The 23262-nt window shown below is 61.8% G+C and carries 17 protein-coding genes; 3 read left to right on the top strand and 14 right to left on the bottom strand.

The window, feature by feature from the left end:
- From AC1DWZ_RS16670 to AC1DWZ_RS16635, 8 genes are all read right to left on the bottom strand, one after another.
- Positions 1-891, bottom strand: coding sequence for an AAA family ATPase (locus AC1DWZ_RS16670; RefSeq protein WP_477170045.1), 891 nt, complete (start codon positions 889-891; stop codon positions 1-3).
- Entirely contained in the window at positions 884-3298 is a 2415-nt protein-coding gene (locus AC1DWZ_RS16665) for an aerobic carbon-monoxide dehydrogenase large subunit (RefSeq protein WP_477170044.1), read from the bottom strand. The genes AC1DWZ_RS16670 and AC1DWZ_RS16665 overlap by 8 nt, the downstream gene beginning before the upstream one ends.
- Positions 3295-3807 carry a (2Fe-2S)-binding protein gene (locus AC1DWZ_RS16660; RefSeq protein WP_477170043.1) on the bottom strand — a complete coding sequence of 171 codons (513 nt, stop codon included), beginning with the start codon at positions 3805-3807 and terminating at the stop codon, positions 3295-3297. The genes AC1DWZ_RS16665 and AC1DWZ_RS16660 overlap by 4 nt, the downstream gene beginning before the upstream one ends.
- 2 nt (positions 3808-3809) lie before the next feature.
- A complete protein-coding gene (locus tag AC1DWZ_RS16655; protein ID WP_477170042.1) occupies positions 3810-4682 on the bottom strand; it encodes an FAD binding domain-containing protein in 873 nt (290 codons plus the stop codon).
- Between the two features lie 173 nt (positions 4683-4855).
- The gene (locus AC1DWZ_RS16650) at positions 4856-5995 is read right to left on the bottom strand and encodes an MHYT domain-containing protein (protein WP_477170041.1); all 1140 of its coding nucleotides are present in this window, start codon (positions 5993-5995) and stop codon (positions 4856-4858) included.
- A 153-nt stretch (positions 5996-6148) separates the two neighbouring features.
- Positions 6149-7579, bottom strand: coding sequence for an AdeC/AdeK/OprM family multidrug efflux complex outer membrane factor (gene adeC, locus AC1DWZ_RS16645; protein ID WP_477170040.1), 1431 nt, complete (start codon positions 7577-7579; stop codon positions 6149-6151).
- Between the two features lies 1 nt (position 7580).
- The gene (locus AC1DWZ_RS16640) at positions 7581-10733 is read right to left on the bottom strand and encodes an efflux RND transporter permease subunit (protein ID WP_477170039.1); all 3153 of its coding nucleotides are present in this window, start codon (positions 10731-10733) and stop codon (positions 7581-7583) included.
- A gap of 19 nt (positions 10734-10752) precedes the next feature.
- Positions 10753-11916 (bottom strand): efflux RND transporter periplasmic adaptor subunit, encoded by a 1164-nt coding sequence (locus tag AC1DWZ_RS16635; protein ID WP_477170038.1) that lies wholly within the window; start codon positions 11914-11916, stop codon positions 10753-10755.
- A 178-nt stretch (positions 11917-12094) separates the two neighbouring features.
- Between AC1DWZ_RS16635 and AC1DWZ_RS16630 the strand changes: the two genes are divergently transcribed.
- Positions 12095-12739, top strand: coding sequence for a TetR/AcrR family transcriptional regulator (locus AC1DWZ_RS16630; protein ID WP_477170037.1), 645 nt, complete (start codon positions 12095-12097; stop codon positions 12737-12739).
- A 35-nt stretch (positions 12740-12774) separates the two neighbouring features.
- Positions 12775-13581, top strand: coding sequence for a DUF72 domain-containing protein (locus tag AC1DWZ_RS16625; protein WP_477170036.1), 807 nt, complete (start codon positions 12775-12777; stop codon positions 13579-13581).
- On the opposite strand, the gene mgrA is transcribed toward AC1DWZ_RS16625, so the two are convergent.
- From mgrA to AC1DWZ_RS16610, 3 genes are all read right to left on the bottom strand, one after another.
- Positions 13582-14619 (bottom strand): L-glyceraldehyde 3-phosphate reductase, encoded by a 1038-nt coding sequence (gene mgrA / locus AC1DWZ_RS16620; RefSeq protein WP_477170035.1) that lies wholly within the window; start codon positions 14617-14619, stop codon positions 13582-13584. It lies immediately after the preceding gene.
- Positions 14620-14703: 84 nt separating this feature from the next.
- On the bottom strand, positions 14704-16068 hold the full coding sequence (locus tag AC1DWZ_RS16615; protein WP_477170034.1) for a sensor histidine kinase: 1365 nt from the start codon (positions 16066-16068) through the stop codon (positions 14704-14706).
- A 285-nt stretch (positions 16069-16353) separates the two neighbouring features.
- A complete protein-coding gene (locus AC1DWZ_RS16610) occupies positions 16354-16818 on the bottom strand; it encodes a nuclear transport factor 2 family protein (protein WP_477170033.1) in 465 nt (154 codons plus the stop codon).
- Between the two features lie 193 nt (positions 16819-17011).
- Here AC1DWZ_RS16610 and AC1DWZ_RS16605 point away from each other — a divergent pair, with 193 nt between their 5' ends.
- Positions 17012-17761, top strand: coding sequence for a cupin domain-containing protein (locus AC1DWZ_RS16605; RefSeq protein WP_477170032.1), 750 nt, complete (start codon positions 17012-17014; stop codon positions 17759-17761).
- Positions 17762-17922: 161 nt separating this feature from the next.
- Here the strand turns inward: AC1DWZ_RS16605 and AC1DWZ_RS16600 are convergent, their stop codons facing one another.
- The 3 genes from AC1DWZ_RS16600 to AC1DWZ_RS16590 are packed head-to-tail and all read right to left on the bottom strand — an operon-like array spanning position 17923 to position 23198.
- A complete protein-coding gene (locus AC1DWZ_RS16600; RefSeq protein WP_477170031.1) occupies positions 17923-20967 on the bottom strand; it encodes an aminotransferase class III-fold pyridoxal phosphate-dependent enzyme in 3045 nt (1014 codons plus the stop codon).
- 30 nt (positions 20968-20997) lie between these two features.
- The gene (locus tag AC1DWZ_RS16595; RefSeq protein WP_477170030.1) at positions 20998-22317 is read right to left on the bottom strand and encodes a glutamine synthetase family protein; all 1320 of its coding nucleotides are present in this window, start codon (positions 22315-22317) and stop codon (positions 20998-21000) included.
- Positions 22314-23198, bottom strand: coding sequence for a MurR/RpiR family transcriptional regulator (locus AC1DWZ_RS16590; RefSeq protein WP_477170029.1), 885 nt, complete (start codon positions 23196-23198; stop codon positions 22314-22316). The genes AC1DWZ_RS16595 and AC1DWZ_RS16590 overlap by 4 nt, the downstream gene beginning before the upstream one ends.
- Positions 23199-23262: the final 64 nt, after the last annotated feature.

The following is a 23262-nucleotide window of genomic DNA, read 5'->3' as shown; positions in this document are numbered from 1 at the left end:
TCACGCCACCTTGCCGATGAGACGCTCAGCCACCTCGCGGCTGATGCGCGCGCGATCCTCGCGGGTCTTCAACACGCAGCTCAGCGTCTCGTAAACGGCCGCGCGATCTTCCTCGAGCCTGGTTACCTTGAGTCCGACCAGGGCCGCGGCCCAATCCAGCGTCTCGGCGATGCCGGGCATCTTGCTTAATTCCTGGCACCGGATCTCCTGCATCAGGCGCGCGATCTGCAGCGCCAGATTCGTGTCAATGCCGGGCAGGCGGGTGAGCAGGATGCGAGCTTCCCGATCCACCTCCGGGAAATCCAGCGCGTGATAGAGGCAGCGCCGGCGCAGCGCGTCGGAGAGCTCGCGCGTGTCATTGGAGGTCAGCACCACGCGCGGGATGGTGAGTGCCTTGATCGTCCCCAGTTCCGGGATCGACACCTGGAAGTCGGAGAGGATCTCCAGCAGGAAGGCCTCGAATTCCTCATCGGCGCGATCGATCTCGTCAATGAGCAGCACGGGCGCTACCGGTCGGCGGATCGCGGCCAGCAAAGGCCGCTCCATCAGATAGGCTTCCGAGAAGACATGGGCCTCGGTTGCCTCGGCATCCTGCCCCTCGCGCGCCTTGATGGCGAGGAGCTGACGCTGGTAATTCCATTCATAAAGGGCGTCACTGCGATCCAGCCCCTCATAGCATTGCAGCCGGATAAGCTCAGTCCCGTGCATGGCGGCCAGGGCCTTTGCAATCTCGGTCTTGCCGACACCGGCCGGACCTTCCACCAGCAGCGGGCGCTTCAGCATGTCCATCAAGACAAGGGCTGTCGCCAGCTCGCCATCGGCGATATAGCCGATGGCGGCGAGGCGGTCCGCGATGTCCTGCTTCTGCTCCATCAGTCGAGGGTCAGGCACCGAGCTTCTGGCCGACTTCCCAGATGCGCCAGGCATCATGCGGCATCTGGATGTGGGTGCTCCCTAAGAACTGGAAAGCATCGTTGACGGCGTTGGAGAAAGCCGGGACACCGCCCACATTGGGGCTTTCGCCGACGCCCTTGGCGCCGATCGGGTGATGCGGCGACGGGGTCACGGTGAAATCGGTCTCCCATTTTGGCGTCTCGACGGCGGTTGGGATGAAGAAGTCCATGAAGGACGCCCCCATCACATTCCCCATCTCGTCATATTTGATCTCCTGGCCCATGGCGATGGCGAAGGCCTCGGTCAAGCCGCCATGCACCTGGCCCTCGATGATCATGGGGTTGATCCGCGTGCCGCAATCGTCCAGCGCATAAAAGCGCCGTGTTTTTGCGACACCGGTATCGACATCGATATCCATGACGCAGAAATAGGCCCCGAAGGGATAGGTCATGTTAGGTGGGTCGTAATAATTGACCGCTTCCAAGCCCGGCTCCAAACCGGGCGGCGGCGAATTATAGGCCGCCCAGGCGATTTCCTTCATGGTCTTGGCGCGGCTGGGATTTCCTTTGACCCGGAAGCCGTCGATATCCCATTCGAGATCGTATTCCGACACCTCCAGCAGGTGTGCAGCGATCATCTGCGCCTTGTTCTTGATCTTGCGCGCCGCCATGGCGATGGCGGCACCTGCGACCGGCGTCGAGCGTGAGCCATAGGTGCCAAGACCATAGGGCGCCGTATCGGTATTGCCTTCCTCGATCATGATGTCATCGGACGGAATGCCGAGTTCGGTCGCGATAATCTGCGCCCAGGTCGTTTCATGCCCCTGACCCTGGCTCTTCGATCCCATGCGGGCGATGATCGAGCCGGTGGGGTGGATGCGGATCTCGGCCGAGTCGAACATGGCGATTCCGAGGATGTCGCAATTCTTGGAAGGTCCGGCGCCGACGATCTCAGTGAAGAAGCTGACGCCCAATCCCATGATCTCGCGCGTTTCGCCGCGCTTGAACGCCGCCTGCTTTGCCTTCTGCTCCGCACGCAGCGCCTTGTAGCCGATCGCATCCATCGCCTTCTGCATGGCGAGGTGGTAGTCGCCGCTGTCATATTCCCAGCCCAAGGCGGACTGATAGGGGAATTGTTCGCGGCGGATGAAGTTCTTCATCCTGAGATCGGCGGGATCTATGCCGAGCTTCTGCGCCAATATGTCCATCGCCCGCTCGATGCAATAGGCGGCTTCCGTGACGCGGAAGGAGCAGCGATAGGCGACGCCACCCGGCGCCTTGTTGGTATAGACGCCGTCAACGGCGACATGAGCCACCGGGAAATCATAGGAGCCGGTTACGATGTTGAAGAAGCCGGCCGGCCATTTGGAGGGATCGGCACAGGCATCGAATGCTCCGTGGTCGGCCAACACATGGACGCGCAGGCCGGTGACCTTGCCTTCCTTGGTGGCGGCGATTTCGGTCGTCATGTGATAGTCGCGGGCGAAAGAGGTGGTGGAGAGGTTCTCCATCCGGTCCTCGACCCATTTCACTGGCACGCCGGTGACGATAGAGGCCACGATCGAGCATATATAGCCGGCATAGGCGCCGACCTTATTGCCGAAGCCGCCGCCGATATCCGGGGCGATGACGTGGATTTTATGCTCCGGGATCTTCGACAGGAGCGAAGCCACCGTGCGGATCACATGCGGTGCCTGGAACGTGCCATAGACGGTCAGCTCGCCCTTGATCTTGTCGAAGCTGGCCAGGCATTGGCAGGTCTCAAGCGGTGAGGGATGCGTGCGGTGATACGAGATCAGTTCCTTGATCGTGACCTCGGCCTTGGAAAAGGCGATGTCCGTTTCCTCCTTGTCGCCGATGGTCCATTCGAAAATATGATTGTGGTGCTTCCTGGCGCCATGGGACCCGGTCATCTTGCCGTCGAGGTCCGGGCGCAGGACGGGCGCATCCGGCAGCATCGCCTTAAAGGGATCGATCACCACCGGCAGCTCTTCATATTCGACATCGATCAGCTGGATGGCATCATCGGTGATGTAGCGGTCGGTGGCGATGACGAAGGCGATTTCCTGGTTCTGGAAACAAACCTTGCCATCCGCCAGCACGGCCTGCACGTCGCCGGCCAGCGTCGGCATCCAATGGAGGCCCAGGGGCTTCAGATCCTCGGCGGTGAGGATTGCGATAACGCCGGGCAAAGCCTTGGCCCGGCTGGCATCGATCTTCTTGATCCTGGCATGGGCATATTGTGAGCGCACGAAATCGCCGTGCAGCATGCCGGGCATCTTGATGTCGTCGACATAATTGCCCTTGCCCTGGGTGAAGCGGACATCCTCGACACGCTTCCTCTTGCACCCCACTCCTTCGAGGCGGGCTTCGCGTTGTTCCGGTGTGGGGGTCATGTCGTTCATTCGGCGGCCTCCTTGAAGGTACGGCCGTTCAATTTGGCGGCGGCGTACTGGATGGCTTTGACGATGTTCTGGTAGCCAGTGCAACGACAGAGGTTGCCGGCGATGCCGAAGCGGATCTCATCCTCGGATGGATCGGGGTTTTCGGCCAGCAGCACCTTGGCGCGCATCAGCATGCCCGGTGTGCAGAAGCCGCATTGCAACCCATGCATCTGCCGGAAACCTTCCTGCAGCGCATGGAGCGTGCCGTCGGCGTTGGCCAGGCCCTCGACCGTGTTGACCGCCGTGTCATTCGCCTGGACCGCAAAGACCGTGCAGGATTTCACGGAGAGGCCGTCCATTTCCACCGTGCAGGCGCCGCAATGGCTGGTCTCGCAGCCGATATGCGAGCCAGTCAGGTTCATTTCCTCGCGCAGGAAATGGATGAGGAGGGTGCGCGGATCGACGAAACGCTTCACGCGCTTGCCGTTGACGGTGACGGCAACCGCCACCTGCTCGATCGTGTCTGTCATGGTTAGGCTCCGGTCTTGGCGCGGGCGAAGGCTTTGACAAGGGCGCGGACGGTCATCACGCCGGCCATTTCGCGACGATAGGCGGCCGTTCCCCGGCCATCGGTGGCTGGATCGGTGATCGCCTTGGCCGCTTCCGCGGCACGCTTCACCGTGGTGGCATCGCAATTGCTGCCGATCACCAGTTTGCTCGCTGCTTCCGCCACCAAAGGTGTCGCGGCGACATTGGTGAGGGTGATGGCGGCTGTGGCCACCTTGCCACCGCTGACGGTGAGGATCACGGCCGCCGCTGCCGTCGCGTAATCGCCGATCTTCCGCTTCAGCTTCTCATAAGCGAATCCATGCCTGGCCGGCGGGGTCGGAATGCGGACCGCGACCAGGATCTCGTCCTGCTGCAAGGCGGTAAAATAGGCGCCCTGGTAGAAGTCGCGCGCTGCCACGATGCGTTCGCCCCCCTTGCCCTGGAGCACATAGCGGGCATTCAGACATTGCATGACGGCCGGCATGTCGTTGCCCGGATCGCCATTGGCGACGTTGCCGCCGAGCGTCCCTTTGGACCTGATTTGCGGGTCCGCGATCTGCAAGGCGGCCTCGCGAATGAGAGGCAATTGCGTCGACAGCAGATCGGATTTGATCATCTCCGCCTGGGTCGTGGTGGCGCCGATGACGATGTCCGATCCATCGGCACGGATGCCGGAAAGCTCCTTGATGGCACCGAGGTCCACCAGATGCTCCGGCGTCGCCATGCGCAATTTCATCATGGGGATAAGACTGTGGCCACCCGCGAGGGGACGTGCCTCGTCACCATGGGCCGCGAGCACCGCGACCGCCTCAGCAACGCTGGACGGGCGATGATAGATAAAGGGTCCCGGGATCAATGTTTCCTCCGTGGAACTGGCTGCCGGTTGGGTAGCAACTCTTCTTATTGTTCCAACGATAGAAACGGCTGTGATGTGGCGACAACGCGACGTGCACGGAATGGCGGTTCCGTGCACGAATGGCGGTTTGGCTGTACGAAGTGCGTCAAATAATCTGCCCCATTCAGGGGCATCTAGGCAGCGCTCGCCCGTTCATCCAGGCGCTGCTTCAGCCAGCTGCGCCGCGAGCGGCTGACCGGTGCCTGATAGGGCGTCTTGGCCGCCATCGCGACCACATCCGAATCGGCTGCTTTCCGCACCGCCGCAATGCGATCGAGGTTGACGATATGGCTGCGATGGACACGGGCGAAGACCAGCGGATCGAGCACCGCCTCGACTTCGGAGATGGGCAGCGGGCAGAACCAGATGGTCTCGCCATCGAACAGGCTGGTGTAATGCGCCTGGGCCTGGACCGCGACGAGGCGCGCGATGTCGAGATGGAGGCGCCGCCCATCCTTTTCCACCGGCAGGGTGCGGTGCGGCAAGGGTGCTGGGGTGAGCGGCAGCGGCAGGGTCTCGACGGACGTTGAGGCCGGTACCTCGTGGATCTCCGCCACCGTCTCGGCCTGCGTAGGTGCTGGCACCAGGGTGAGGAGGAAGAGGCCGGAGACCACGAAGGCCACCACCGAGACCACAATGGCGAGGAGGCCAGGCGACAAGGCCGGCATGCCGGGCTGCACCATGCCGCCATGAAGGTGCAGCGTCAGCCCCGCCATGGCCGTGTAGTGCATGGCCGAAATGGCCAGCGCCATGATGATCGCCGGCACCAGGACCGGCCGGTTGGCGCCGACGCCGAAGCCGAACCAGAGCGAGATACCGGAAGCGCCGACGCCGATGACGACACTGGCGGCTACCCGGAATGGATCATGGGTCATATGCGCGCTGGCATGGAGTGCATACATGCCGAGATAATGCATGCTGACGATACCGCCCCCCATGAAGATCGCTGCCAGCGAGGCGCGCAGGCGATTGGGCGCACCGGTACCAACGGCAAAGACGGCAAAACCCACCACCAGCACGCAGACGAGGAAGGAGAGCAGCGTGGGCAGGACCAGGAAATCGACCGCGACCGGCAATTGCACGGCCAGCATGCCGACGAAATGCATGGTCCAGATACCCAGCGCCAGGGTCAGCGCCGATCCGGTGATGAGAGTGCGTTGCGACCCGCCGCGCGCGGTCCGAATCTGACGGGCAAGGTGCAGCCCGACATAGCTGCCTTGGAATGCGACCAGCAAAGAAAGTGCGACGAGCCAGGGCTCGTGTGCGGGGACCACGGGTGCATTTCCTCCGTTTGACCGGCTCGTGTCTGAACGACATCTCGTTCCGGCTGACCCTAACTCTAGCCCAGGCTTTGCACGCGAACAATTCAGGTATTAACGCATTGTTTCGGCAGCAATTTAATGATCCAGATCGACGCTGGACAAGACTCAGCGGGCATCGGCTAGTGCCGGCTGTTTCCAGCCGCCGCCCAGCACCTTGTAGAGCGTGATCAGATTGGCCTGCTTGTCGAGGCGGATGTTGATGAGGTCCTGCTCGGCCGTGTAGAGCGACCGCTGTGAATCGAGGACATCGAGATAGCTGGAGACACCCTTCTTATAGCGCTCGGTCGAAAGGTGATAGCTGGCTGCCGTGGAATCGACCAGTGATTGCTGGGCGGCGAGCTGCTCGTCGATCGTGCCGCGCTGCGCCAGCGCGTCCGCCACTTCGCGGAACGCAGTCTGGATGGTCTTTTCATAGGTGGCAATCTCGATGCTCTTGTCGACCTTTGCCGCATCCAGGTTGGCCTGATTCGATCCCATATCGAAGATCGGCAGAACGATGTCCGGGGCAAAGCTCCACCCGCCGGTGCCGGCCTTGAACAAGGTGGACATGGCATCGCTGACACTGCCATTGCTGGCGGTCAATGTGATCTTGGGAAAGAAGGCGGCGCGGGCAGCACCGATATTGGCGTTGGCAGCCTTCAGACTGTGTTCGGCGGCCACCACGTCCGGCCGTGCCTGCAGCACCTCGGAGGGGAGATCGCCCGGAACATCGGTCATCGCGGTGACGTTGCCGAGCACGCCGTCCGGCAAAAGATATTCCGGAACCGAGGAACCGACCAGCAGGGTCAAGGCATTGAGATCCTGCGCCACAGACGTGGTGAACTGTGCGATGTCGAGCCGCGCCGTGTCGACGCTGGTTTCCGCCTGCCGAACGTCGAGCGCCGAGGCGATGCCCTTCTCGAAGGTCTGCTGCGTCAGGTCCAGGGAATGCTGCTGGCTGTCCAGCGTATCGCGCGCCAGTTTCAGCTGCTCCTGGTCGGCCTGTAGCGTCAGATAGGCGGTTGCCACTTCGCCGATCAAGCTGATCTGCGTTGAGCGCATGGTTTCCACCGTCGAGAAGTATTCCTCCAGCGCCTGTTCATTGAGGCTGCGGATGCGCCCGAACAGGTCCAGTTCATAGGCGCTGACAGTGACGCTGGCCGAATAGCTGCGCGTGGTTTCCGCACTGCCGGTCGTCGTATTGCGCCGGCCGGTCCGCGTGATGTCAGCACTGCCGCCCGCGTTGATGGTGGGGAACAGATCGGCCTGCGAGATGCGATATTCGGCCTGCGCCTTTTCGATATTAAGCACCGCCACGCGCAGGTCGCGATTGTTTGCCAGCGACAGGCCGATCAGTTGGCGCAATTTCGCATCGGCGAAATAATCCTGCCAGGCGATGTCTGCGATCTTGATGCTGGTGGCCTTGCTTGCCGGCAGATAGGACGGCCCGGTAGGCCAGGTTTCCGCGGCCGGCGAGTCCGGCCGGAAATAATCGGGAATCATGGTGCAGCCGGCCAACGCGAACGCGCCCGCCAAGACGATGACGAGATGTCTCATGTCATTCAACCTTTCCAACGGCAAGCACGCTGTGCGGCTCGTCGGTTGCCCGATCGCGGCCCTTGAAGATGTGCCGGACGAGAACGAAGAAGAGCGGTACGAAAAAGATACCAAGCAGGGTCGCTGAGAAAGTGCCGCCCATGACGCTGATGCCGATGGCATTTTGGCTGCCCGATCCGGCACCATTGCTGATCGCCAAGGGCAGGACGCCGAGCAGGAAGGCCAGCGAAGTCATCAGAATCGGTCGCAGCCGCAGGCGAACGGCCTCCAGCGTCGCGCTGACGAGATCGGCGCCACGATCCTGCAGGTCCTTTGCGAACTCGACGATCAGAATGGCGTTCTTGGCCGACAGACCGACGGTCGTCAGCAGTCCCACCTGAAAGTAGATGTCGTTGGACAATCCGGTCAGTTTCGCTGCGAGCAAGGCGCCGAAGACACCAAGCGGCACCACCAGCATGACAGCTGCCGGGATCGACCAGCTCTCGTAGAGCGCTGCAAGGCACAGGAACACGACCAGCAAGGAGATCGCATAAAGCGCCGGCGCCTGTGAGCCGGACAGTCTTTCCTGATAGGAAAGCCCGGTCCATTCGTAGCCGATGCCTGCCGGCAGCTGCGCTGCGATCCGTTCGACCGCAGCCATGGCATCGCCGGATGAATGGCCAGTGGCGGGCTGGCCCATAATCTCGACGGCGGACATGCCATTGTAGCGTTCGAGACGCGGCGAGCCTTGGGCCCAGTGCGCCGTGGCGAAGGCCGAGAAGGGAACCATCTCGCCTTCGCTGTTGCGCACATACCAGCGACCAATATCTTCCGGCGCCATGCGGAAGGGCGCATCCGCCTGCAGATGGACCTTCTTCACACGGCCGCGGTCGAGGAAATCGTCGACATAGCTGCCGCCCCAACTGGTGCTGATGGTCGCATTGATATCTGCTGACGACACGCCCAGGGCGCCGGCCTTGGCCAGATCGACATCGATCTGGAATTCCGGCGTGTCATCCTGTCCGTTCGGTCGCACTGCTGATAGGGCCGGATCTTGCGCCGCAAGGCCGAGGAACTGGTTTCGCGCCGCGAGCAGAGCCTCGTGGCCGAGGCCACCGCGATCCTGCAGTTCAAGATCAAAGCCGCTGGCATTCCCGAGTTCCTGGACAGCTGGCGGTGCGAAGGCGAACACCCGGCCGTCGCGGATTTTCGCAAATGCCTGCATGGCCTTGCCGATGATGGCGGGTGCCCGCAGGTCCGCACGGTCGCGCTCATCCCAATCCTTCAGGCTGATGAACGCCGTCCCGTTATTCTGACCGCTGCCGCCAAAGCCGAAGCCAGCAACCGAGAAGACAGAAGCTACGGCTTCCGACTGATCCTGCAGGAAGTGCTGCTCGACCTGCTGCAGAACCTGCAGGGTGCGCTGCTGAGTGGCGCCGACCGGCAATTGAACCTGGGCGAACAGGATGCCCTGGTCTTCTTCCGGCAGGAAAGCGGTGGGAAGGTCCATGAACAGAACGGCCATGGCCGCGGCGATCGCCAGATAGATGGCCAGGAAGCGCTTGGCGCGGTTGAGGATGCCGCCGACCGCGGATTGATAGTGCCGGTTGCCGGCGTCAAAAGTCCGGTTGAACCAGCCGAATGGCCCGCGCTGCGCGGCCAGATGACCCTGTGCGGCAGGCTTCAGCAGCGTCGCGCAAAGCGCTGGCGTCAGCACCAGGGCCATAAGGACGGACAGGGCCATGGCTGCCACGATGGTGACCGAGAATTGCCGGTAAATGACACCGGTCGAGCCGCCGAAGAACGCCATCGGTACAAAGACGGCGGAGAGGACCAGGGCGATGCCGATCAGGGCACCGGTGATCTGCTGCATTGATTTTCGCGTCGCCTGGCGTGGCGGCAGGCCTTCCTCGGCCATCACGCGTTCGACATTTTCGACCACGACGATGGCATCGTCGACCAGCAGGCCGATAGCCAGCACCATGGCGAACATGGTCAGCGTGTTGATCGAGTAGCCGAAGGCGGAAAGGATACCGAAGGTGCCGAGCAGGACCACTGGAACGGTGATGGTGGGAATGAGCGTTGCGCGGAAGTTCTGTAGGAAGACGTACATCACCAGGAAGACAAGGGCGATGGCTTCCAGCAGCGTCTTGACGACTTCCTCGATCGAGATCCGCACGAACGGTGTCGTGTCATAGGGATAGACCACCGACATGCCGGTTGGAAAGAAGGCTGACAGTTCGGCTACTCGCGCCTTGATGGCGGTGGCTGTCTCGAGTGCGTTGGCGCCGGTCGCGAGCTTGATGGCGATGCCGGTTGCCGGCTTGCCATTGAAGCGCGAGACGAGGTCATAGCTTTCCGAGCCGATTTCCACCCGGGCCACATCGGCAAGCCGTACGGCCGAACCATCGGTATTGGTCCGCAGCAGGATGTTGCGGAACTGCGCCGGCGTCTGCAGCCGGCTCTGCGCCGTGATCGTGGCGTTGAGCTGCTGGCCGCTGACATTGGGGGTGCCGCCGATCTGGCCAGCAGCCACCTGGGCATTCTGTGCTGTGATCGCCGTACTGACATCGGCCGGCGTCAGTTTGTAATTGTTGAGCTTGTCCGGGTCGAGCCAGATGCGCATGGCGTATTGCGCGCCGAAGATGCTGACATCGCCCACGCCGTCGACGCGCGCGATTTGGTCCTGCAAATTGGATGCGGCGTAATCGGAGAGATCGGCCTGGGTGAGCGTGTCGTCGCTGGAGACGAGGCCCATCACCATCAGGAAATTGCTGGCCGACTTGGTTACCGTGATGCCCTGCTGCTGAACGGCGCTGGGCAGCAAGGATGTGGCAAGCTGCAGCTTGTTCTGGACCTGGACCTGCGCAATATCGGCGTCGGTGCCGGCGGCGAAGGTCAGGGTAATATTGGCACTGCCGTCGGAACCGCTGGTCGAGGAGAAATAGACGAGGTTGTCGATGCCCTTCATCTTCTGCTCGATGACCTGCGTCACCGTATCCTCCAGCGTCTTGGCGGAAGCGCCGGGATAGGTGGCACTGATCGAGACAGAGGGCAGGGCGATCTGCGGATATTGCGCCACTGGCAGGGTCAGGATTGCAGCTGCGCCTGCCAGCATGATGACGATGGCGATCACCCAGGCGAAGATCGGGCGGTCGATGAAGAAGTGCGCCATGGCGATGGCTCCTTTGAGCTTACGGCTGTACCACGGCGCTGCCGCCGGCGGCTTGCTGCGCCGGATCGAGCGGCCTGACGACGATGCCGGGACGGATGTTCTGCAGGCCGTCGACGATCAGCCGGTCGCCGGATTTGAGGCCGTCGCTCACCAGCCATTGGTCGCCGATCGTGCGATCGGTCTTGAGCGTGCGCTGTTCAACCTTGTCATCCGGACCTACGACGAGCGCGTAGGGTTCGCCCTTGGCGTCGCGCATGATCCCCTGCTGCGGTGCCAGGATCGCCCGATCGGTGCTGCCTTCGTCGAGCACGGCGCGCACATACATGCCGGGCAGCAGTTCGTGTGTGGGGTTGGGGAAGATGGCACGCAGGGTGATGCTGCCGGTCGTCTGATCGACGGTGACGCCGGAAAATTGCAGCACACCTTTGGACGAATAGACGCTGCCATCTTCCAGCATCAGGGTCACGTCAGCTCGGTCGGCGCCACTGCGCGTGATCCGGCCGCTCGCCAGGTCGCGCTTCAGGCGCAGATATTCGGCACTTGTCTGGGTGACATCGACATAGATTTCATCCAGATCCTGAATGGTGGCGAGCGCCGTCGTCTGGCTGGCCGTCACCAGGGCGCCTTCGGTGACGCTGGACTTGCCGATGCGGCCGGAAATCGGCGCGGTGATCTTGGTATAAGCGAGGTTGATTTCGGCGGACTTCACCTCGGCAGCGCTATAGGCAATCTCAGCCTGCGCGGCCTTCAGGGAGGACAAGGCGTCATCGTAATCCTGCCGCGCGACTGCGTCGATGCCGACCAGTTCCTCATATCGCTTGGCCTTGGATTGCAGCGAGGCGACAGTCGCCTTGGCCTTGGCATGCACGGCTCGGGCGCTCTCCAGGGTCGCCTGATAGGTGGCGGGGTCGATTTCATAGAGCACCTGCCCGGCCTCGATATCGGTGCCTTCGGTAAAGAGCCGCTTCTGGATGATGCCACCCACCTGCGGCCGGACTTCCGACACCAGAAAGGCCGAGGTGCGTCCTGGCATTTCCGCCGTGACCGCCACTTTCTGCGGCTGGATGAGGTGGACCCCGACGGCCGGTGCCGCCGTCTGGACCGGCACGCTGGCCGCTGGCTGATCGCACGCGGCCAGCAGGATGGCTGTGCCGATAATAAGTAACATATTGAAATTAATCATAAGTACTCTCATCAAGGGACCGCCTGGGCGCGTCAAACGCAGTTCGGGGCCATTTGTTTCCAATTGTAGAATGAACGCTCGATCTATTAATATAGAATGATCGCTCTAATTTCTAGCTGTTTTTTTGACCGCCCTTTTGCGACAGTGCGGCGCGCGACGTGGGTGGATGGAGGGGTTGGTGACAGAGAATCAGGTGCTGCCTAAGCAGGGACCGGGACAGAAGCCCCAGCGGGAAGACCGAACGGCCGCCAGGCGGCAGCAGGTTCTAGATGCAGCCCAGGGATGCTTCCGGCGACACGGTTTCCATGGCGCCAGCATGGCGGAGATATCGGCGGCAGCCGGCATGAGCGTCGGCCACATCTATCATTACTTCGAGAACAAGGACGCCATCGTTGCGGCGATCATCGATGAGGATGTGCAGCACTTCTCAAGCGAGTTCGCCGAGATCGGCCGCAGTCCGGATATCGTGGCCGCCATGGTCGACCATGCGGGCGTGATCGTTCAGCGCATCCTGGATGGCAAGGGGCCGACCTTGTCAGCGGAGATTTTCGCCGAAGCGGCACGCAACCCAACGGTGCGCAAGGTGCTGCAGGATGCGGACAAGAAGGTGCACGACATCGTCCGCGAGACGATCTTCAAGAGCGGCAGGGCGCCTTTTACGGAAGGGCAACTGGAAGCGCGGATGGAGGTGATAGGGGCGATGTTTGATGGATTGGAGATGCGCCTCGTCCGAAATCCCAACTTTCCGCGCGAGGCCGTGATCGCGGAAGTCCGGCGCCTCATCCGCTATGTGCTGATTGGCGAAGGCACTGCGGCAGATTAGGATACCAGCCCCATTCCGATGGAAGAGAGACTGACGTGGCGAAACAACAGACTGCGCAAATTCGTGTCGGCATCGGCGGCTGGACGTTCGAGCCCTGGCGCGGCGCCTTCTATCCCGATGGGCTCGCCCAGAAGCGCGAGCTGGAATATGCCAGCAGCAAGCTCAGCTCGATCGAGGTCAACGGCACCTATTACGGATCGCAGAAGCCGGAAAGCTTTGCCAAATGGCATGACGAGACGCCGGACGATTTTGTCTTCGCCCTCAAAGGTCCGCGCTTTGCCACCAACCGCCGCGTGCTCGCGGAAGCTGGATCGTCGATCGAGAGATTTCTCACCAGCGGGATCACCGAACTCAAGAACAAGCTCGGTCCCATCAACTGGCAATTCATGGGCACCAAGAAATTCGACCCCACTGATTTTGAAGCTTTCCTGAAGCTGCTGCCGGACAGCGTCGAGGGGCGCAAGCTGCGCCATGCGGTCGAAGTCCGGCACGACAGCTTCAAGACACCGGACTTCATCGCGCTCGCCAAATCATATGGCGTGGCGGTGATCACCGCAGCTGATTCCGATTATCCGCAGATCGCCGATGTCACCGCGCCCTTCGTCTATGCCCGCATCATGGGAACAAAAGAAGGCGAGAAGCTCGGTTACGGGAAGAAGGCGCTCGACCTCTGGGCCAAGCGCGCCCTTGCTTGGGGCTCGGGCGGCGTGCCGGAGGGGTTGGAAACGGTGGTCGATCAAAAGGCCGGCAAGACCGCGCGCGATGTCTTTCTTTACGTCATCAGCGGCCACAAGGTTGCAAACCCTGCGGCCGCCATGGCGATTGCCGAGCGCCTCACATAGTTACAGCAGCGGCTTGTCGCTGGAGCCCTTGCGCCACAAATCGATCCCGCCATCGGTGGCGAGCGCATGAATCTCCTTGAGCTCTTCGGCGCTGAAGGTGAGCTTCTTCAACGCACCCAGTGAATCTTCCAGCTGCGCCACGTTGCGGGCGCCGATCAGGGCAGAGGTGATGCGCGGGTCCTTCAGCACCCAGGCGATGGCCATCTGCGCCAAGGACTGGCCGCGCTTCTCGGCAATGGCGTTCAGGCCGCGGATGCGCTGCAGGTTGGCGTCGGTGAGGAAGCTCTGCTGGAACGAGCCGTTCTGCGCCGCGCGCGAATCTGCCGGCACGCCGTTCAGATACTTGCTGCTGAGAAATCCCTGCGCCAGCGGTGAGAAGGCGATACACCCAATGCCGAGTTCGCCCAGCGTGTCCAGCAGGCCGTCCTCGACCCAGCGGTTGAGCAGCGAATAAGAGGGCTGGTGGATGAGGCAAGGGGTGCCGAGATCCTTGAGGATCGCCTGCGCCTTCCTTGTGGCCTCGGGCGAGTAAGACGAGATGCCGACATAAAGCGCCTTGCCGGACCGCACTGCATGATCGAGTGCCATCATGGTTTCTTCGAGCGGCGTCTCGGGATCGAGGCGGTGCGAATAGAAGATGTCGACGTAATCCAGGCCCATGCGCTTGAGGCTCTGATCGAGACTCGCCAGCACATATTTGCGCGATCCCCATTCGCCATAGGGCCCGGGCCACATGAGGTACCCGGCCTTGGTCGAGACCAGGATCTCGTCACGGTAGGGCTTCAGATCCTGGGCATAGATCTTGCCGAAATTCTCCTCGGCCGAGCCCGGCGGCGGGCCGTAATTGTTGGCAAGGTCGAAATGCGTGACGCCGAGATCGAAGGCGCGGCGGACGATCGCGCGTTGCGTTTCCAGCGCGTCGACCCCACCGAAATTCTGCCAGAGCCCTAAGGAAATGGCGGGCAGTTTCAGCCCATGTCGGCCGCTGCGGCGATAGGGCAGTTTTTCATAGCGGTCTTCGGCGGCAACGTAGGGCATTTCAATTCCTCATGGCTCAAATCGGTTCGATGACAGCGCTATCATAAGGAGTGTCATGGCTGACCTCAATCGCTGCGTGGAAAATCAGGCGGGAAGATTAATCGGCAGCTGGATAAGGACCCGGAATGCGTCGGCCGAAGCCTTGTACCGCAGCACACCGTCATGGGCTTCGACGATCGCCTTGGCGATCGGCAGTTCCAGGCCGAGACCATAGGTCCCGCGATTGTGGCCAAACTCACCCTGCAGGAAGGGGTCGATCATGCCGTCCATGTCGTGACCGCGATTGTCCGTGCCGACCTCGTGGGCATTGCCGATATCGATCGTCGCCTGGCCGTTGTCGCGCGAGACGGCGACGGTGATGGGCTTGGCACCGAGCGAATTCTTGCGGCCATGCAGAATGGTGTTGAGGAGCGCCTGTCGCAGCCAGGCCTCGTCGGCGCAGATCATCAGGTCCTGTGCCGGCAGGCTGGTGCCGAGGGGCAGAAGCGTATCCTGGCTTGCCTCGCCGCTCATTTGCCGCTTGATGCTGGTGACGCTGTCGGCAACCAGGATGCGGAGGTCGAACACGGCCGGGGACAGAGCGAGCTTGCCGGCGGAAATCTTCGACATGTCGATGGTCTGGTTGACGAGGGTCAGGAGATGCTTGCCGGCCAGCAGTACCTCGTCGGTCCAGGCCACCAGTTCCTTGTCCTGGGTCTTGCCGGCGCGGGACTTCATCAGTTCGGAAAAGCCGATGACGGCATTGAGCGGCGTGCGCAATTCATGAGTCACGACCGCAAGGAAGGTATCTTTGACGCGGCTCGCATGATCAACGCGCAGGCGTGCTTCGCGCTCGCGCTCGCGCGAAGCTTCCAGCCGCTTGATGCTGCGCAACAGGATGAAGATGAGGGCGATTCCCGCCAGGACAGCCACTGCCATCACGGCCGCTGCCTTCAATTCCGCCTCGATCAATTCTTCCTTCTGGCGGTCCGGGTTGCTATGCAGCATGACATCCTGCACCCAGGAGCGAATGGGTGAGTCGAGCTGTGCAACGCGGTTGCGGGCGATGTCGCGTGCATCCTCGGCCCCGCTCGTCATCGCCTGGCGGATCGGTGAATCGGTAGCGATGGCCTTTTCCAGATCCGTTATCAGCTTATCGTAGCTGGGATCGGCAGCAAGCTCGGTCGGGTCGGTTTCCTTTTTGAGGACGCGGATGCGATTCTGGAACACGGAAAAACGCGTCGCCACGAAGCTCGCTGGCACGGATTGCGCCGTCCCGGCGTAACTGTCGAAGGCATGCTTGAATTGCAGATATTCGATTTCCAGCTGGGCCGCTGCCCAGGCGACGTTCTTCAAACTGCGATGCCCGTCGACGGCACTCGAAATCAGGATCTGCACGCTGACGCCGAGGGCGGCCAGAAAGGTAATGACGACGATGACGACCAGCCAATACCTGCGCGCAGTGCTCATCGCCGATGCGTCACTCAAACTGGGTTAAGATGTGCGTCCAAGCAGAGTGTCCCAAATCGCGATCCCGGCGCGCTTGCCCAAATTGCCCCAGATTGCCAGTGGCCTCGCTTGTCAGTTGGCGGGCCAGATCGTGTTAGAACGGCTCAAATCACTTAATAAAGTATTAACCTTAAATTTGAGTCGCGTCAAAATCTCTGCTAGGCCTTTGAATCGGCACAGCTAAAAGCGGAGAAACTTACCAATTCTCAGCTAGGAGTTGGGATATTAATCCTGGAGACCTTGCGCCTAAAATCCCAGATCGCTCAGCGATGGGTGGTCATCCGGCCGGCGGCCGAGCGGCCAATGATATTTGCGCTCGGCTTCCTTGATGGGCGCATCGTTGATGCTGGCGATGCGCAGGCGCATCAGCCCATGTTCGTCGAACTCCCAATTCTCATTGCCGTAGGACCGGAACCATTGGCCGCTATCGTCATGCCATTCGTAGGCAAAGCGGACGGCGATCCGATTGTCATGGAAGGCCCACAATTGCTTGATCAGACGATAGTCGAGTTCACGCTGCCATTTGCGGGTAAGGAACGCCTCGATGGCATCGCGCCCCTGCAGAAATTCGGCACGGTTCCGCCAGCGGCTGTCGGTAGTGTAAGCGAGCGCCACGCGGGCCGGATCGCGGCTATTCCAGGCGTCTTCGGCAAGCCGCGCTTTCTGCGCTGCAGTCTCGGCAGTGAAGGGCGGCAAGGGCGGCCGGTCCATGGTGGACACTCCTTAAGGACAACATGAAAGAACAAAGCTTAGCCGGCCTTGCGGGCGGTGACGATTGGAAAGTCGATCTCCATCTGCGCCTCGTCGATTCAAGCGGATTCCCTTCATACTCTGGGGTTGATCGCGATCTTGTTCCCGCGTCAAATGCGCGCCGTGGTGGGCAGGGGAGAGGGATATTTCAGATATGCAGGTCATCAAATTCGCCGCGAACGGCCTAAATAATCAAGGTCTGGCGCCGATGAGCGACATTCCGGCAGCAGAACTTGTCGCCGGCAAACCAACCCAGCGCGGCATCGAATATTTCAGCGACCCCAGGATCGGCCTGACGGCAGGTGTCTGGGATTGCACCGCTTTCACCACCAAGATGGGACCCTATCCAGTCAACGAATTCATGATCGTGCTGGAAGGCAGCGTCACCATGGTCGAAGCGACTGGCCGCGAGACCAAGGTGTCTGCTGGCGAAAGCTTTGTCATTCCCAAAGGCATCGTGTGCCAATGGAAACAGGAAGGCTACATCAAGAAGTATTATGTGATCTTCGATGACATGTCTGGCGCCGATCCAGCCAAGGCCAGTGCGCAGCAGGTCTTGAAGATCGACACCTCGCTGGATCGCACACCGACAGAATCACCCGCGGCAAACCTTCTCATCGGCCCCAGCCCAAAGCAGAGCGGCCGCAACTGGTTCGAGGATGGAAGCAAGCAATGGACCATGGGTGTCTGGGATTCGACCCCCTATCGCCGCAAGGCAATCCCGTTTCCACGCCACGAGCTGATGCATCTGCTCGAAGGCTCGGTCACCTTGTCCAGTCCGGACGGCTGGCAGGAAACCTATCGTGCCGGCGACACTTTCTTTGTACCGATGGGCGCCAATGTTGAATGGCTGAGCACGGAATATGTCAGGAAATACTACTGCATCATGATTCCGAAGGGATGATGAGGCGATAGCGAGCAGTTGCCCCCCTCTCTAACTCTCCCCCTCACCGTCGGCGAATGCCGACATGCGTCGGCAGGCGGGGGAGAGGACTAGAGCGAGTTTCCGATCAACTCGATAGAAGCTCCCTCCCCTCTTGAGGGGGAGGGTCGGGGGGGTATCGTTCATTCGACCTCCGCAAACGCTGTCTCCAGGATCTGCATCAGCAGATCGGCATGGGCATCGGTGAACACCATCGCGGGGCGCATCTTGATGACATTGTCGTGGGGGCCGTCCGTGCCGAGCAGCACGCCGAGTTGCCGGCATTTCTCGACGATGCGTCCGGCATAGGCGGTGGCCGGCACCTTGCTCTGCCGATCCTCGACCAGTTCAATCCCCAGCATCAGGCCGCGGCCACGCACGTCGCCGATGCGCGGATGCTTTTCCATCAACTTTTTCATGCCAGCGAGGAGCGCGTTGCCAAGCCGCTGAGCATTGGCCCGCAACTGATCGCGTTCCAGGATTTCCAGCACTTTGAGGCCGACGGCACAGGAAACCGGGTTGCCGCCGAACGTGTTGAAATATTCCATGCCGTTGTAAAAGCTGTCGGCGATCTCGCGGGTCGTGACCAGGGCCGCCATCGGGTGGGCGTTGCCGATCGGCTTGCCCATGGTGACGATATCGGGCGTGGCCCCCTCCGCCTCGAATGCCCACATATGGGACCCGATACGGCCGAAACCGATCTGCACCTCATCGGCGATCACCACCGCACCGGCCGCGCGTGCCGCTGCATAGGCGGCCGGCAGATAGCCTTCGGGCAGCACGATCTGTCCTGCGGAACTCGGCAGCGATTCGGCGATGAAGGCCGCCGCTTTGTGGCCACCGGCTGCCAGCTGTGCGACCGCCGCGGTGACAGAGGCAGCATAGCGCTGGGCAATCTCGGCCTTGGGCCAATCGGCTGGTGCGCGGTAAGCGTCCGGCAGCATGGCTTCGCCGGTCGTGGCCGGGCGACCCTTGCCGCCCTTGCGCTTGTATTTATAGGGGCTGACCTCGATCAGGGAGGTGGCGTGGCCGTGATAGGCCCAATCCAGCGCCACGACGCCCTGGGCATTCGTGTGATTGCGCGCCATGCGCAGGGCGAGGTCATTGGCCTCACTGCCGCTGCATACAAACGCCGCGACTGTGAGGTTCTTCGGCAATGTGCCGGTCAGCCTCTCGGCATAGGCGATGATATTGTCATGGAGATAGCGGGTGTTGGTGTTGAGGATGCCGGCCTGGCGCGCCAGCACCGCCACGATCTCCGGATTGGCGTGACCCAGATGCGCCACATTATTGTAGCAATCGAGATAGGCACGGCCGCGATCGTCATAGAGAAAGACGCCTTCGCCCCGCACCATCTTCATCGGTGTCTTGTAGGAAATGGAGAGGTTGCGGATGAGCTTTTCCTGGCGGATTTTCAGCAGCGCGTCCTTGGGACGGCCCGCCTGGGCGAAGGTTTCCGGTGGCACATTGGCAAAGCGGGCAGCATCCGGGAACAGTTCGGCCCAGACGGCGCGATAGTCTGGCTCGCCGGCACCGATCACATCGGCGGCGCCCGCAGGGCGATAGGTGAGGAGCTGCAGATGTACATGCGGCTGCCAGCCCCCATTCTCCTTATTGCCACCGAGTTGGCCGACGATATCGCCGGCCTTCAGCTCCTCGCCCAACCGGCGCGCCTTGGCGGTACCGGCACTGAGATGACCCCATAGGCTGTAAAAGGTGAGATCGGGGGTGGGTCGATGCTCCAGCAGGATCGCATGGCCGTAATCGAGCGGCAGATCGGACATGTAGATTTCGATGACACGACCCGGTATCGGCGTGCGCACGTTCGATCCCGCATCCAGGAAGAGATCGAGACCGAGATGCAAAGAGCGACGCTGGCCGGTGACGAGGGTCGAGGCGAAGGCATCGGCGGTATAGACCGGCCGGTCTTCGCCCCAGGGTCCGATGCCAAGCTCGACACCTTCTCGGGCCGCCATCTCCAGCCATAATTTTTCGGCTTCGTCCGGCCTGCGGGCGGCAGAGGCGATCGCGATCTGATGTTGCTTGTCGCCGAAGGGCACCAGGGCCTTGGCTTGCAAGGCTGGCGCACGGTCGAGGACAGGTGCAAATGTGTGGTGATTGTCGTCAACCCAGGCTATGAGCGCGCGGGCGCCGGGCGCTGCTTCAAAGCCACAGGCTTGACGCAGGACGCCGGCAGCGATCATTGGGTCCATGGCGCGCAGGCGCTTCAGCAGATTCCAGGCCGGCGCCTCGCTGATGCTCAGGTAAGCATTGTCCTTGCTGCGATCGCGGCGCGAGGCGGAGATGGTGACGCTGATCACGAGACGCAAAGCGATGAGATCATAGAGAAGGTCGATCTCATGAGGCAGCAGCGGATTGATCTTGTGGAATGCAGCTGCCATGGCGCCGGCATCGTCAATCGGTGCCGCGCGGTCCATGATCGCGTAGGCGGCAGCGACGGCAAGTTCATTGATCAAGGGTGATTGGATCGCGTCCCCGAAATCGATGAGGCCGGCAATGCTTTCGCCCGTCGCTTCGTCTACCAGCACGTTATAGTCGTTGGCATCGCCGTGAATGACCTGCGCCCGGCAGCGCTTAAGGGCGGGCGCCACGATCCTGTCGAAACGGCCCAGGAAATATTCCAGGATCTCGCGTTGCACCGGATCGTCGATGAAGGCCAGCCGCGCACGTGACTTGCCGGCGCGCACCAAGTCCCAATCGAAGACGCGGACGGCGCCGGCATGGCCGAAGCCCTGCAGCGCCAGCGTAAGGCGTCCCAGTACCGCGCCGAAATTCGCCATCAAGGCTGGCGATTTCTGACCCTTGGCGAAAGGCTTGCCAGGCAGATAGTTGACGACACGCACGAAATGGACGCTGCCATCCACGGCCTTGCACTGGCCGAGGATGTCGCCCGACAGCGTGGTCTTCAGATGCGGCAGGGGCAAAGCAGGATCGATCTCCGCCACATGGCGCAGCAAGCCCGCCTGGAACTCCAGGGCTTCCAGGTCTTCAGCCTGGTTGGCGATTTTCACCACCCAGCCTTGACCGCTGGGCTCCAGCAGGCGGAAATTCTGGTCGCGCTCGCTGTCGAGTGGTGTGAACTTCCCGCCGATCCCATAGAGGTCACGGACGATGGCTTCCACTTTCGCCAGGGCGAAGGTCGGTGGCAGAACGGTGAGGACGGACATGGTCTCTTTCAATCTGGCTGGGGTGCGTGATCAATAATATTTGGCATAGAGGGCGCATTGCTGGGCGGCGTCGAGGTCGGCGGTCCTCTCGATCTCCGCTGTCTTCAAGGCGCGATACCCATCGGTGAGCGGCTTGGGCAGCCAGGACGATACGGTCGCGTCGCTATCCAACTCATGCAAGGCGGCGGGCAAGGAATCCGGCAAGCGTCGGACATTCATGGCGGCCAATTGCGCTGATGTGAGGTCCGCGGGATCGCCCGCAACCAAGGGCGGCGCCGGCAACTTCCCGTGCAGTCCCTCGATGCCGGCGCGCAGCAAGGCACCCAGCACCATATAAGGACTGGCGGTTGCGTCGCTGGCACGGAATTCGAGATGCACCTGCTTCGAGATATCATGCCCTGGCGTGTCATCGACCGGGCAGATACGCACCCCCGCCTCGCGATTGCGATAACCGAAGCAATTATAGCCGGCGCTCCAGCGATGGGGCGTGAGGCGCAGGTAGGAGATGGCGCTGGGGGCGGTGAGGGCGCACAAGGCTGGCATATGCCTGAGGATGCCTGCGACGAAACTACCGGCTTGACTGCTGATGCCACCTGGCTGTGCCGGATCATGTGTCACGGGCTTGCCGTCCAGCATCTCGAGGCTGAAATGCACATGGACGCCGCTGCCGACCGACATCGGGTCGATGATCGGTGCAAAACAGGCCTGCAGCTTGAACTGACGGGCGATGTCGCGGGTGATGTCGCGCAGAATAACGGCGCGATCGGCCGCCAGCAGCCCGCGCGCTGGCTTCATGGTGACCTCGAACTGCTTCGGCCCATACTCACGCAGGATCATTTCCGGATCGACGCCAGCGGTGGTAAGGGCGGCGATCAGCGCGCCCAGAAAACCCTGCTGGCTGCGGAAATCCTGCAAGGTGAAGGCGGCATTCCCCAGCCGGTCATCGCCCAGCAGGAAGAATTCATGCTCGAACGACGCCTTGACGGTGAGGCCGAATTCGCGGCCGAGGTCCGCAAGCGCCTTCTTGGCAAAGCCACGCCCGCAACCACCCCAGGGCGTGCCGTCGGTTTCGACGATATCGCACAGAAAGGCCTGCAGGTCCGGTTCGTCGCCGAGACCGGTGAGGCGAAAGCCGGCGCTGCCCTCATCCGGCTGCAGCCGCAGATCGCCGAGCGGCCCGAACGGATTGGCGCCGATGGCGCCAAACGGTGTCAGCGCCACATTGGCCGGGACCCAGCCGACACCGGCATGCCGGCGCTCAGCGAGATCCGCCGCCGGAAAGGCGCGGCCGCGGCTGATGCCTGTGAGGTCGTTGGTGAGGAAGATCGCAAGGTCGGATGGTTTGCTCACCGTGATTTTCTCCGTTCCGAAGATTTTTGCAGCTCGCGCATCTCGGTGCCGCCGATGACCTTATCAAAGCCCGCACCTTCTTCCACCCGCGCCATGCGCGTGCGGGCGGCGGTGCCGAGGCGCGCGAGGGTTCCGGCCATCATGACTTCCACCACCGCCACGGCGGCCATGGCGCTGTCGAAGGGCGAAGGTACCTCGACTTCAACTGGCAGCACCCAATGGGCGATTTCCGCGATCGGCGACAGGAATGGGTCGGTCACCAGGATGATCCGGGCGCCGCGTTTCACTGCCTGCTGGCAGAAGTCGATGGTCTGGCGCTCATAGCGGCGAAAGTCGAAGACGACGATCACCGCGGTGCGGTTCATATCGGCGGATTGATGATAGATCGGCACCGACCCGCCGGCGATCTCTTGTACGCCCGGGCGCAACTGATGGAGATGAAACACCAAATGCTTTGCCAGCACATGGGTGCTGCGGCCGCCTAGCGCGTAAATCCGCTTGGCCGGATCGGCCAAGGTCGCGATGGCTTCTTCGAGCACGTCATTGTCGAGCAGGCGCTGGGTGCGGTGAAGGGCCGCTGTCACGTCTTCGACAAAGGTACCGAAGAAGCCGCGCTTGGCGGTGGGCATGCGCGGCGCGCTGTCCATGAGCGACAGCGGCGAATGCATCTTCTCCTGCACCTCCTCGCGCACCTGGCGCTGAAAGTGCGAATAGCCGTCGCAGCCGAGCTTGGCCGTGAGGCGCAGGATGGTAGGAGCGCTGGCATTGGCGCGCGTGGTCAGCTCGGCGATTGTGCCCAAAGCCGCGATCGGATAGGCCGCCAGCAACGCGCGCGCCACGCGTTTCTCCGCTGGCGTCAATTGCGGCAGCAAGGCACGCACACGCTGTTCGATCGTGCCCGGATGCTTGGTGACCGGATGTGCGGCTGCTTTGGACGTCTTCGCC

Source organism: Dongia sp. P2_B8 (assembly GCF_056404715.1).
Note: the sequence above shows the minus strand (reverse complement) of the source record. Positions and strands in the feature narration are given on the sequence as shown.